This is a genomic window from Myxococcus sp. MH1, assembly GCF_059738865.1.
The window spans coordinates 2,108,290-2,120,566 of record NZ_AP026947.1; the positions used below are offsets into that span (position 1 = coordinate 2,108,290).

Below are 12,277 nucleotides of genomic sequence, written 5' to 3' on the forward strand. Positions count from 1 at the left end.
CCCTCAGCAGCCTCCGGTGGGCTGAGCCACCGCATCGACTACCTGGGCACGGAGGCGCTGCATCAACCGCGTGCGCTGGCGCTTCAGCCGCTGGTATGTCCGCTCCGCCTCGGCGGCGTCACCTTCGACGAGGCGACTGACGTAGGTGCGCAGCTTCTCTCTGCGGACGACGGTGGCCATGAGGACTTCGGCGTCGCTGCGAGGCAGGGTGGCCTGGGCCAGATGCACCAGCACGGCGTCACGCTTCACGAAGCTGCGGCGGATGCTGGCTCGCCTCGGGTTTTCCACCGGGGTGGCGTGACGGGTGTCGGGCAGCCACTCGGCGAGCTGCGCCTGCGTGTACGTCTCATGCTGCTCCGCTCGCTCCTTCCGGAGGTGGCGGAACACGGCTCGAGCCGTCTGCTGGCGCAGGCGTACTGCTGTCCAGTCGGCCCAGCGTGAAAGAGGGAAGGCGCGCCCGACGGAGAGGAAGGTGGCAAGAACGAGCTGGTCCAGGTCCTCCCGGGGCACCGCGCTGCCGAGGAGCCGGCGGCGCAGGCGGCGCAGCATGGGGGCGTAGGCGGAGGCGAGGGCTGCCGTCCACGCGGGGCTGGATGAGGACTGCATTTCGGCCAAGAGGGCTCGGGTGAGGGCTTCCCGCTCTGGGTATGTCTCCTCATGTGCGTCAGCCAGGGCGGCCAGCACCGATTCGAGGGTGGCATGGCGCGCGAAGGCCGGCCGCCGCGTGCGCGCAGCCGCGAAGACGGCCTGGTGCCGAGGCGCGAGTGCTTCCACTCGCAGGAGGCCTAGAAGGTGGCCGAAGAAGTCACTCACCGTGGGCGGGCCTCCCACCACTCGCGCAGCAAGTCGAGGAAGTCATCCAACTGCATGGTGACGAGGGGCGGCTGCCCGTCGTCCTTGCACACGGCCAGCGGCCAGCGGCCCGGCGGGCACGTCTCCACCGCCTGTCGCATGGCTTCGCGGACGTTGGTGCGCTGGTGGGCCTTCGCTTCGACCCAGAAGCACGGCACCTCGACGTCGGACATCTCCTGGCCGGTCCGGTACTGGAGGCCGCGGCGGATGAGGGCCTCGGGCATCGCTTCACGGAAGCGGTGGACGAGGGCTCGCTCGAAGTCGACGCCCTTGCGACGGGAGGCCGCGCCGCTCACGAGACACCTCCCGACTCCTCCATCAGCCGCTCCATGTGGCCGCCCCGCGCCATGCGCACTGCGAGGCAGCGGGCCAGCTCTAGCGTGCAGCGGGCATCCGCCATGGCGCGGTGAGGTGTGGGCCGGTGGAGACCGAAGCGCTTGGCCAGGGTGTTGAGGGAGAGGGACTCCACCTCGCCAGTGGCGAGCAACGGCCACGCGAGGCTGGCGGTGTCGAGGCGGTGGTAGTCGACGCGGGGCAGGGCCAGCTCGGTGCGTCGGTAGCTCTCGACGAGGAAGCCCCAGTCGAAGCTGGTGTTGTGGCCGGCCACGAGGGTGCCCGCCAGGAGCGGCGTCACGGTGGCCAAGACTTCATGGAGGGGGAGTGCGTCCCGCCACTCCTCGTCGGAGTAGCCGCACACGGCCAGGGCCTCGGGGTGGGCGTCGGCCAGCCGGGTGGGCTGCACGCGGGTCTCGTACTCCGCCAGCACCTTGAGACTTCGGGCATCGACGCGCAGCACCGCCACCTCCAGCACCTCGTGCCGGGAGGCGTCCAACCCCGTCGTCTCCAGGTCGATGAACGCCAGAGTCCTCAGGTGCGGCGGGAGGCCAGGGAAGAGCGGCTCGTGGAGACTGGAGACAGGAGTGATGTCAGAAGCAGGGTGAGCGAGCAGCACTATGCGACCTCCTTGGCCCAGAAGCGGGGCGAGTGGTGTTTGGCGGCGAGGGAGTCCAGCTCGGCCTTCAGCAGCGCGACGCGCGCGGAGCCCAAGCGCTTGCCCGCGTCCTTCAGCAGCGCGTCGAGGGCCTTCTTCTCGACTCCAGCGAGGCGCTGCACCAGCTCCTCACGGGGGAGACCAGTGGCGCGGGCCAGCACCGCGACGGTGGGCTCCAGCGGGTAGTCGAGGCTCGTGGTGTTGAACATGCGGTAGCGCGTGCCGGCGAGGACGAGCTCATCCTGCTCGGCGAGGTGGGCGCGGAGGACGTCCTCCAGCTCCGCCTTGCGCGCGCCGAGAATCTTCGCGAGGTGGGCGACTTCCTGGCGCTCGCGGGCGACGGACTCCAAGTCCGAGGTGTCCTCGCAGATGACTCCGCGCTGGCCTTCCAGCGCCTGTGCGTAGGCGGGGCAGTTGTGCCGGTGGTCGCAGTACACGCAGTTGGGGTTGAGGCGCGCGGGGAAGGACTCCGCCTTCTCCATCTGCTGTCCCAGCGTCTCGACGTAGGCGAGGGCGGCTTCCAATTGCTCCTCGGTGCGCGTCGTCTCCTGCAGCACACCGTGGCGCAGCATCCACATGGACAGGCGCACGCGCTTTGCCCAGGGCCACATGCGGCGGGCGGCGAGGGCGTAGAGGCTGAGCTGGAGACTGGAGTCCAGCTCCTCACGGGTGAAGATCTGGTGGTTGGACTTGTAGTCCATGACGTGGACTGTCTCGTCGTCCACCCAGTCGACGCGGTCGATGAAGCCCAGGACGGTGAAGGGCCCCACCGGCAGGCGGAACTCCTTCTCCACGGCGAGGATGTCACGGGCGTCCACGCGCCCCTGCTGGCGGACGAAGTCCTGGAGGATGCTGAGGCCCTGCTGGAAGAGGTCCAAGCCGGAGAGGCCGGAGGTGGCCCACTCTTCACGGTAGAGCTGGAGGGGGCGCTCCTCGGAGAGCGGGCCCGCGTACTCGGTGTCGATGACCTCCTGGAGGAGCCGCTCGAGGACGGCGTGCAGTGCCTTCCCGAAGCTCAGGGGGACACCGGGCTCGGCGGTGTGCTTGTCGAGGTAGTGGAGCTTGTAGGACAGCGGGCAGGCCTCGAAGCGGCTCAGCCGGCTGTATGACAAATGCTCGTTTCGCAGGGCGCTCATGACGTGGGCCTCCGGGCCGGTGCAGTGGCGTGTCGCGAGACAGTCATCACGCTCTTTTCGAGAGACACATCAAGTCGAAGAGGGCAGGCCGCGCTGCCCTCTGAGTGTGTTTCACGGACGTGGACCACGTTCATGGCGACACCTCCGATGAGGGTTGCCGCTTCTCGAAGGACATGACGCGCGAGCCCGGGAAGGCAGACAGGACGCGCACCAGGGTGGCGGCGTGCTCGGGGGTGAGCTCCCTTCGGGCCTGGCCGGTGTAGGCCGGGACGAGCCACACCTTGCCGTAGGTTTCGGAGGCGAAGCACACCTCGGCGTTGAGGGCCTTGAAGCTGGCGATGTCCTCGTCGGTGAGGCCGCGCAAGGCCTGCGCGGCCAGCCCCTTCACATCGGGAGACGGAACTGGCGGCGCGGGTTTGGAGGCGGGGGCCGGGGCGGGCTTCTTCGAGTCCGACTCGGGAAGGGGATGACCGAAGAGATCCACAGCGACTGGAGCGGCCTTCGTCGGAGGCGCGGGGACAGGCGGCGCGGCCACGTCACGAGGAGGCCGGGCCTGCCGATTCACCTTCAGCCACTCGGTGCAGGTGCCGCCCACGCTGGGCAGGGTGCATCTCCCGCCAGTCCGGTAGTGGAAGCAGTGCTTGCCCTCGCCGCGGACGTACGCTTCGCACGTCACGCCGGGAGGGCTTTGCTGTGCGGTGGTGGGCTGGAGGTGGCGTGTAAGGGCCATGCGCGGATGTCGGCGGCGCGTGATTGCCGATACACCCTACAAGCACCCCTTCACTTCAATTTGGGACAAGGAATCTTTTCGCCCGATTTCTTTTCTGATTTCCAGGCGAGCGAATCGCCGAGGGAAAGAGGCACAAAGGCATCCGGCGATGAATCGGGGACATCCCCTCGGCTGTGGACAGCCCTGGGACAGCGCTGGGACAGGTTGCTGTCCACAGGTTTCGCCAGTGATTGCCTGAGGATAGGTGAGTGTGGACAGTGTGGACAGCTTTTGAAGAGTACCCCTACGTCATGTGCGCGCGCACGCGAAGGCTCCATGTACAAGTGCGCGCACGCGCATACGAGTCTCTCCCCATAAAAGCTGTCCACACTGTCCACACTAAGGCTTTCGTTAGAGAAATCATGAAGTTAAGTGTGGAGAGCGTGCTGTCCACACCTGTCCACGCTGTCCACACCCGCTCTTGAAGTGGAAGCCGGTGCGGCTGAATGTGAGAGAGCGCGCGGCCGGTGCTCGGCACGGCCGGGACCCAGAAGTGCCCCGCCCTGTGAATCGCCGTAGAACGGCCGGAAACGGCCTCCTGGCGCACGATGCGGTTCCAGGGCGGGCCCAGTTCATGAAAGAGGGCTTCCATGCGCCTGGAGGCCGTCCATCGCCTTCGCGCCCGCAGTCTGTGAAATTACCCGAGCGACTCTCTCGTGCTGATACATTGAGAAATATGTGTTTCACGTTGTGTGGGCCTGAGAGTCGGGACGGTCCGTCCAGCCCTGTGCACCCGTGCGACAGGCCCGAGCGAGAGACATCCTCAGGATGCTTGTTCGCCTGCCCGGGCATGGAAGTCGCAGAGCTCGTCTGCCGCGTCCCTGAACCCAGCTGAGGCCCATGCCCCTGGAGGGACGCCAGGAAGGTGAAGTCGCGAGGGAGTCCACCTGCGTGGGCCCTTCGTGCAGGGGAAGCGCTTTCCGTGGGGGACAGCGCGACGACGCATGCCGCGAGTCGACACGTGGCTGCGCAGAGAGGGGAAGACGTGTCGCTGACACTCGTGGAAGTTCGGTGCAGGCGGTGTCACCAGGTGCTGGCCGTCCGTGACGGGGCCGGGCCTCGCCTGCGCACCGACGAGGGAGTCGTCGTCGCAGACTGGGTGGCAGGCTCCATCGAGTGCCCACACTGCAGCCCCTCCGCGGAAGCTCCCGTGAAGGTTCTCCTTCCTCGCCCGTCCATGCGGACGCCCGTCTTCGTCACCCTGTTTCCCAAGGCGTGACAGGGCGTGGCGCTTGCCGAGGCCGGAGAGGCGCCATTCGTGCCTCCCGCCCGGCGTGTTCCTCGGAACTCATTCAACCAGGAGGCGTTGTGCGCAGGCGCTGGGAGGCCCTCCGTGAGGGCTTTCGCCAAACCATGGAGAGCCGAGGGGCGCGGCAGTCCTTGCGCAGGGTGCAGTCCAGGCGGCTGGCGCTCGCCGGCTTCGTGACACCGTCGGCACTCGTCGCGTACCTCAACAGTCGGGACGAGGATGCGGGGGCGAGGAATGCCGTCTTCGCGACGCTCGTCTCCATGGTGCAGGAACGTGATGAAGGGGCGTTGGCCTCGACCCTGTTGTGGCTGGGCCTGTGGCCCGCCCTCGACGCCATATACCGCCGGCGTCGTCGGTGCTTCGAGTCGTCCGACGAGCTCACCTCGGCCTTGTCCTTCGCCTTCTCAGCATTGGTGGCCCGCGTGGACTTGCGGCGCACCCACCGCGTCGCCGCGACACTCGTGTTGGGGGCGGAGAGGGACTTGGTGAAGGCGCTGCAGCGCACCCGGAATGAAGGGGCCCAGGTTGAAGCTCTGCGACAAGGGACTGCGGGAGTGGCGTCCTGGGTGGAGCCTCCTTCGGCCTCGGTGCTGGGGCTGTCAGTGCGCTTGACGCTGGAGTCGGAGGAGGAAGCGCTTCGCGAGTGGTTGCTTCCGTTGGCGGGAGGGGACACGGAGTTGGTGGTGTCCGTCCTTCTTCGGGAGGAGAGTCACTCCGAAGTGGGCGAGCGCTTGGGGCTTGCGCCGGAAGTGGCGCGCAAGCGCTTCCAGCGCGCGCTGCGACGCCTCCGGAAAATGGCCGATAAATTCCGGTGAAAAGATTCCGTGTCCCAAATCTCCGCGCAGGGTGCATGTAGTGGATGTGGGTTTTGAAACAACGGGCGCGACGCAGCGAGGATAAATGTCTCAAGCCCGATGTCCCCGTCTGGCTGCGCGCTGCCTTTGAGTGAGAGGGGCTTCCTCGCCCCTGCCCAGTCCGCCTCTGCGTCTGCTTGGCCTCTCGGAAGGGCCAAGGACGCTTTCCTATTGCCGCCTCCCGGAAGGACAGAATGAAGACAGCCGAGCGAAAGCCACTCGAGCGTGAAGAGACGCTCCTGCACCTCATTTCTCACCACGTGCGAGTCGTGAGCGTCGAGGAGGGGCGCGGGGCCAGCGCAGGCCGCGCCTGCCGGTGCTGCGAGTGCGCCGAGGACAACGACTATGTCCGCATGCCGGGCCTCTTCCGAAGGTGGGAGCTCGAGCACCTCGTCGACACCGAGGCGGACTTCAACGTCGAGCCTGCGGGCTGCACTGCGGACGGCACCGAGTTGTTTGCGGTGTACCGGCGCGAGCGTCCCGCCACCACCACGCACCGCCAGAAGGAGGAGTGAAGCACATGCCCAACATGTGGGAAATGACGGCCGAGATGGCCAAGCAGCATGAGCAGCAGGGCAGCGTCTGGCTGAAGCTGGCGAATGACGGGGACACCGCCGTCGTCGTCTTCCTGGGGGAGCCGTACCCGCGGGAGGTGTGCTTCATCGGCGGACGGTGCGTCGGCTTTGACGAGAAGCTGAAGGCCCAAGGGCACAAGCCCTCGTTGCGAATCACCTACAACCTTGCCCTCTACAGCACTCGCGAGGTGAAGGTGCTGGAGCGGCCCACCGCCTTCTTCGACTCGCTCATGGAAGTCCGAGCGAAGTACGGACTGGAGAAGTGGGCCTTCGAGGTGAAGCGCCACGGGGCCGCCAACGACCCGAAGACGACGTACTCGATTCTGCCGGAGTGTCAGCTCACTCTGGATGAACAGCAGGCTTTCCAGCGGCTGCACCTGCACGACATTCAGAAGCTGCATGCCGCCGAGGCCGCGGGGAATGGGGGCGGGAGCGGGGGCCCCTCGCCGGCAGCCACTTCCAGTGCGAAGGCGGGCGAGCCTGTCGACGTGAGGCTCGCGCAGGCCATGGCCACCGCGCTGAAGGCACTGCCGCGCGAGGCGGTGGACCGCTTCCTCCAGAAGTTCGCCGTCCAGCGCATTCGGGACATCCCGGCGTCGAAGGCCGAGCTCGCGCGCGCCTTCGTCGACTCCTTGGTGGCCGAGTACTCCGCAGAGAGTGTCGCCGACGCGGACCCTTTCGGGCCGTAAGCCCGCCTCGCCATAGCTGGTTGCCGTATCCGTGCGCGAAGGGGGCCTGCTGCGTGCCCCCCGACGCGCCTCACCGAGGACAGCAAGAATGGAAGACTTCTCCGAAATGCACGGGGACGGGGGGCGTGTTGTCTCTCGAGCCCAGGACTCCAACGTGGGGGACGCGCCGTCTGCGCCTGCTCGCAACTCGGGCACGGGCAAGCAGACGCTGCGCGTGCGCGTGGATGCCGGCCTGCGGCTCGCGGTGGGCGACGTGCCACCCAAGGTGCTGGAGGGCCTCTGCCGGGCGCTCTCTCTGCCCAACCCAGCCTTCTTGAAGCTGGTGCGGCTGCGCAAGCGCCCCGGGGCGGAGCCCCAGACGCTGTACTTCTTCCGCCAGGAGGAGAAGGAGCTGGTGTTGCCGCGCGGGGCCATCCACCTGCTGCGCCGGGCCGCGGACGATGCTGGCCTGACGCTGTCCCTCGAGGACGCCCGGATGCTGCCGCCCAAGCGCCTGGCGAAGCTGCCGGCGGTGCCTCTGCGCGACTACCAGGCCGCGGCCGTGGAACGCCTGGTGAAAGTCACCCAGGGGACGGCGGTGCTGCCATGCGGGGCAGGGAAGAGCGTCCTCGCCGTCGGAGCAATCTCTCGGCTCCGCACGCAGACGCTCATCCTCGTCCATACCTTGGACTTGGCTGAGCAGTGGCGTGAGCACGTGCGCGAGCGCCTGGGCCTGGAGGCGGGCCTCGTGGGCGCGGGTGAGGAAGAGGTGCGGTCCGTCACCGTGGGCGTCGTCCAGTCCCTGGCTCGGTGGGAGGAGGCGAAGCTCGACGCCTTCCTCCGCCGCTTCGGCCTGCTCGTCCTCGACGAGGCCCACCACATCGCCGCCAGCGCCTTCCACCGAATCGTGGACCGCTGCCCGGCGCGCTACCGGCTGGGCCTGACGGCGACGCCCGAGAGGGAGGACGGGCTGACACCGCTCTTGCGCCTGTACCTGGGCGCGCCGCTTGCCGTGGTGAAGCATGAGGACCTCGTCGCACGCGGCGTGTTGGTGGTGCCCGAGGTGCGCGCCGTGGAGACGGCCTTCGACTTCCCCTACTTTGGCGCCTCGGACTACGCGCCCATGCTGGAGGCTCTGGCGGAGGACAAAGCGCGCAACGACCTCGTCCTCGGGGCCGTGGCCCGCGAAGCGTGGGCAGGCCACCTGTGCCTCGTCCTCACGGGGCGTGTGGACCACTGTGAGTTGCTGGCGCAGCAGCTCTCGGCCACGGGCCTCGCGGCCGCCGCGTTGACGAGCGAGGTGCCGCGCGAGGCGCGAAAGGCCCTCCTGGACCAAGCCCGCTCCGGGCGCGTCCGTGTGCTGGTGGCCACCAGCTTGGCGGATGAGGGGCTCGACTTGCCGCGCCTCTCGCGCGTCTTCCTGGCGTACCCCGGCCGCGCCAAGGGGCGCACCGTCCAGCGCCTCGGACGCCTCATGCGTCCCCACCCGGAGAAGAAGAGCGCCGTCCTCATCGACTTCGTCGACGGGCTGGTGCCGCTGCTCCGGCGCCACCATGCGGAGCGCCGCCAGCAGTACGCCACGGTGCTGGGGGTGGCCGCCGCCGCCAAGGCCCTTTGAATCGCTGCATGGAGTGAGCACCTTCGATGACGACGCCCTCTGACACCACTCCGAGCACTCCCAACCCGGACGCTATCCGCGCCACCTGGCGGTGGTTGGCGCACGCGCCGCACGGCGTGAGTGAAGTCCGTGTCATCCGCCCGGGCGGCGGGGGCGTCGTTGGGCTGGGCTTCTTCGACGACGAGGAGACCTTCGTCGCGGCCTGCGCGGCTGCGAATGCTGACGGCAACGTGTACGTGGGTATCCAGCCTCGCCCCCGGCGCCTGCTCGCGCTGGCCCCCAACGTCCTGCGGCCGCTGAGGACGGGGGCGGGCAGCAAGGACATCGAGGTGGTGACGGCCACGGTGGTGGACCTGGACCCTGTGCGTCCCAAACACACGGCCAGCACTGAGGACGAGCTCTCGCTGACGCTCCATGTTGCGGACGCCGCCGCGGCCTGGTGTGAAGCCCAGGGGCTCGTACGCCCGCAGATGATGATGAGCGGCAACGGGGCGCAGCTCTGGTTTGCCCTGCCGCCGCAGTCCCTGGGGGGCGAGCGCCACGAGCGCGTGCATGCGGGCCTGAAGGTTTTCGAGGCCGAACTGCGCGCCCGCTTTGCCTCGGAGCGCGTGCGCGTGGACTCCATCCACGACGTGGCCCGTGTCATCAAGGTGGTGGGCACAGTCAGCAGGAAGGGGACGGGGACGGTGGAGCGGCCTCACAGAGCAGCTCGGGCGCTGGACGGCTTCGAGCGTGTGGAGGATGCGCAGCTCCTCGAGCGCCTGCTGAGCGCGGCGGCTCCGCAGGAGGAGGGGAGCCTGTCGCGCCCAGCGCAGGCGGCGCTGCCGCTGTCCTCCTCTTTCTCGGCACCGCAGGGGACGGTGAAGGCCCGGCGGACGGAGGCAGGGGAGTACGACTGGGCGCAGCCGGTGGAGATGTGCGGTCCCGTCCAACGCCTGTGGAATGAGGGCGCGGAGGACCGGAGCGTCGCCATCTTCAACATGGTGCGCTTCTTCGCGCACAAGGGGCTGGGCCTCGACGAAATCACCGAGCTCGTCCTGGAGTACGACCGCCGTGGCCTCGGGAAGCTGAAGGGCCGGGATGGCGCCGGGTACGTCCGAAAGGCCTACGAGAAGGTGGCGGCCACCTCCCGCGAGGATGGCTCCGTGGCGCCGCCCTGCCACTCCCTCCAGGGCATGGGCTTCTGCCGCGTCAACCGCGAGCCGGAGGTGCGCTGCGAGCTGTACGACGTCGTCTTCGACATTGAGGCGGCTGTGGAGCGCTTGGCCACGGTGCCGGCCCAGGAGGTGGAGTACCGCCTCAAGCCGATTCTTGAGGCGATTGCTCACCGTCCGCCGTCGGCGCAGGAGAAGTACCTGGCGCTGCTGGAGGTGCGCACGGACCAGCCCGCCCAGAAGCTCCGGCTGTCCATGGCCCGCGCTGTGCGCACCCAGGCCGCAGGTGAGGGCGCGGACACCAAGGGCGGAGGGAAGAGCAGCACCGGCGACGACACCATCGACGGCGAGGTGTACGAGGACGCGTACTGTTACTACACGGTGACGCAGCGGGGCGAGGCGAAGGCCATCTCCTCTTTCACCTTCACGCCGCGGGCCCTTGTGGAAACCGAGGAGGGGGAGGTGTTCCTCGGGGATGTGCGCACGGACAAGGGCACCGTCCTGGAAGGAGCCCGACTGCCGCGACGGGCCTTCCATTCGCGCAAGGAGTTGCTGAACCACCTCCCCTCCGTCCACACGCAGTGGACGGGTAGCGACAACAACGTGCAGGGCCTGCTGCGCGCGGTGGCGCGCCGGCCGGTGCCGCGGCTACCGGGCACCACCACGCTGGGCGACTTCAAGCAGGGAGCGCACCACGTCTGGGTGGCACCCGGGTGCGCCATTGGGCGGGAGGGCTTCCTTTCGGCCTCCCCCGTGGCGTACCTGCCGAATGGGACGTCGCTGGAGGCACGCATCCGCTACGAGGCTGCGGACGAGGACACCTTCCACGACGTCGCAGGCACCGTCTTCGAGTACCTGCCACAGCTCAATACGCCGCAGGTGGTGGTGCCCATGCTGGGGTGGTTCTTCGCCACGCCGATGAAGCCGCGCCTCATGGAGAAGGTGGGCTCCTTCCCGCTCCTCTTCATCCACGGGACTCAAGGGAGCGGCAAGTCGAGCATGTGCACCGACATCTTCTGGCCCCTCTTCGGCGTGCCCACTTCCGACGCGTACAGCGTGACGGAGACGGAGTTTGCGTTGGTGAAGCTGTTGTCCGCCACGCGCTCCGTGCCGGTGGTGGCGGACGAGTACAAGCCCTACGACATGCCGCTGCACCGGCTGCAGATGCTGCACCGCTACATGCGGCGCCTCTACCGCGGGGAGACGGAGGAGCGAGGCCGCTCGGACTTGTCGGTGGTGAGCTACCGCCTGCACGCGCCGCTGTGCGTAGCGGGCGAGACGCGTCCCACGGAAGCCGCACTCCTCGAGCGCCTCCTCACCGTCAACCCCGAGAAGGCGACGCTGAAGCGGCGCGAGTGCCGGGCGGCTTTCCGCAAGCTGAAGTCCGTCAACCTGGCCCTGCTCGCGCCTCGGTACATTCAATTCTGCCTGGGGCGAGACTTCGACGCGGACTTCCAGGTAGCCCGGGCGGTGTCGGATGTCTTCCTGACGGGACGGGAGGTGCCCACGCGCGTCGTCGACAACGTGGTGGCGATGCTGTTGGGGCTGCACCTCTTCGAGGAGTTCGCGCAGGAGTGCGGGTACTCGCTGCCCGAAGACTTGGGAGCTCGCGAAGCAGTCGACGCGGTGCTGGCGGACATCCTCGAGACGGAGGCCGGAGTGAAGAATGCACTCGACGCCTTCCTCGAGATGCTGGGCGTCATGGCCATTCAAGGGGAGCTGCGGCACCGGGTGCATTACGTCTTCGACGCCGAGCGCCTCTGCCTGCACTTGGAGAGCGCGTATGACGCCTTCCGCGCTCACTGCCGGCGCATCGGCTACGAGGGCGAGGTGGTGGACACGAGGGCCTTGCGGCGCCTGCTGCAGGAGAACCACCGTGAGGGCGGCTACGTCACCGCCCTGAATGAGCGCATCTGCTTCGACGGGCGGATGAACCGTCGCCGCGCCGTGGTGATGGACTTGTCGCGCACGCGCCTCGTGTCAGCGGAGGACTTCCCCCATTCGCACGACTGGCGCGCGCGCCACGGCGACTACATGACGGAGGACGCCACCAGGTAGTCGGCGAGGAGGCGGGTGCCTTACGGCTGGATGCCGTGGGCGTGAAGAGGTGTGGGTGTGTCCCCCAATGCTCGTAGGTGGCTTTCGCCATGGCGATGGACCCGAGAATGCCAAAGCAGGTTGAGGTTGACGTCGCGGTGGCAGAGCGGCCAATCCCCGAGCGGCAACGCCGCGAGGATGCAGTGGACGTGCTGACCGAGGCCCTCTGGGAGTTGTGGTTGCGCAGGCATTCGCAGCCGAAACAACAGGCGCCCGCGAGGGGCGCGGAGGAGGGCAAGCATGGCTGAGCCGCAGACTCTGGACTTGTCTTCTGCCGAGGACAGAGCGTCCATGCACTCCGCCCGAGGGCAGGT

Annotated in this window: 11 protein-coding genes; 6 read left to right on the forward strand and 5 right to left on the reverse strand. The window is 68.1% G+C overall.

Going from position 1 to position 12,277, the window contains the following annotated elements:
• Positions 1 to 3: 3 nt before the first annotated feature.
• From AC6JA9_RS08720 to AC6JA9_RS08740, 5 genes are all read right to left on the reverse strand, one after another.
• A complete protein-coding gene (locus tag AC6JA9_RS08720; protein WP_497959468.1) occupies positions 4 to 834 on the reverse strand; it encodes a hypothetical protein in 831 nt (276 codons plus the stop codon).
• The gene (locus AC6JA9_RS08725; protein WP_497959470.1) at positions 810 to 1,148 is read right to left on the reverse strand and encodes a hypothetical protein; all 339 of its coding nucleotides are present in this window, start codon (positions 1,146 to 1,148) and stop codon (positions 810 to 812) included. The genes AC6JA9_RS08720 and AC6JA9_RS08725 overlap by 25 nt, the downstream gene beginning before the upstream one ends.
• Positions 1,145 to 1,804: a 3'-5' exonuclease gene (locus tag AC6JA9_RS08730; RefSeq protein ID WP_497959471.1), complete on the reverse strand. Its 660-nt coding sequence runs from the start codon at positions 1,802 to 1,804 to the stop codon at positions 1,145 to 1,147. The genes AC6JA9_RS08725 and AC6JA9_RS08730 overlap by 4 nt, the downstream gene beginning before the upstream one ends.
• Positions 1,804 to 2,979, reverse strand: coding sequence for a RecB family exonuclease (locus AC6JA9_RS08735; RefSeq protein ID WP_497959472.1), 1,176 nt, complete (start codon positions 2,977 to 2,979; stop codon positions 1,804 to 1,806). The genes AC6JA9_RS08730 and AC6JA9_RS08735 overlap by 1 nt, the downstream gene beginning before the upstream one ends.
• A 130-nt stretch (positions 2,980 to 3,109) precedes the next feature.
• Entirely contained in the window at positions 3,110 to 3,709 is a 600-nt protein-coding gene (locus AC6JA9_RS08740; protein WP_497959474.1) for a hypothetical protein, read from the reverse strand.
• A 1,419-nt stretch (positions 3,710 to 5,128) separates the two neighbouring features.
• Between AC6JA9_RS08740 and AC6JA9_RS08745 the strand changes: the two genes are divergently transcribed.
• The 6 genes from AC6JA9_RS08745 to AC6JA9_RS08770 all read left to right on the forward strand — a co-directional run bounded on the left by AC6JA9_RS08745 (position 5,129) and on the right by AC6JA9_RS08770 (position 12,211).
• Positions 5,129 to 5,812: a sigma-70 RNA polymerase sigma factor region 4 domain-containing protein gene (locus AC6JA9_RS08745; RefSeq protein WP_497959475.1), complete on the forward strand. Its 684-nt coding sequence runs from the start codon at positions 5,129 to 5,131 to the stop codon at positions 5,810 to 5,812.
• A 233-nt stretch (positions 5,813 to 6,045) separates the two neighbouring features.
• Positions 6,046 to 6,366, forward strand: a complete 321-nt coding sequence (locus AC6JA9_RS08750; protein ID WP_497959477.1) for a hypothetical protein — start codon at positions 6,046 to 6,048, stop codon at positions 6,364 to 6,366.
• A 5-nt stretch (positions 6,367 to 6,371) separates the two neighbouring features.
• Positions 6,372 to 7,115 (forward strand): hypothetical protein, encoded by a 744-nt coding sequence (locus tag AC6JA9_RS08755; protein WP_497959478.1) that lies wholly within the window; start codon positions 6,372 to 6,374, stop codon positions 7,113 to 7,115.
• A gap of 88 nt (positions 7,116 to 7,203) precedes the next feature.
• Complete coding sequence (locus AC6JA9_RS08760) at positions 7,204 to 8,712, forward strand: DEAD/DEAH box helicase (protein WP_497959479.1); 1,509 nt, start codon at positions 7,204 to 7,206, stop codon at positions 8,710 to 8,712.
• A gap of 26 nt (positions 8,713 to 8,738) precedes the next feature.
• Complete coding sequence (locus tag AC6JA9_RS08765; protein WP_497959480.1) at positions 8,739 to 11,924, forward strand: hypothetical protein; 3,186 nt, start codon at positions 8,739 to 8,741, stop codon at positions 11,922 to 11,924.
• Positions 11,925 to 12,013: 89 nt separating this feature from the next.
• Entirely contained in the window at positions 12,014 to 12,211 is a 198-nt protein-coding gene (locus AC6JA9_RS08770) for a hypothetical protein (protein ID WP_497959481.1), read from the forward strand.
• The last annotated feature ends 66 nt before the right edge of the window (positions 12,212 to 12,277 follow it).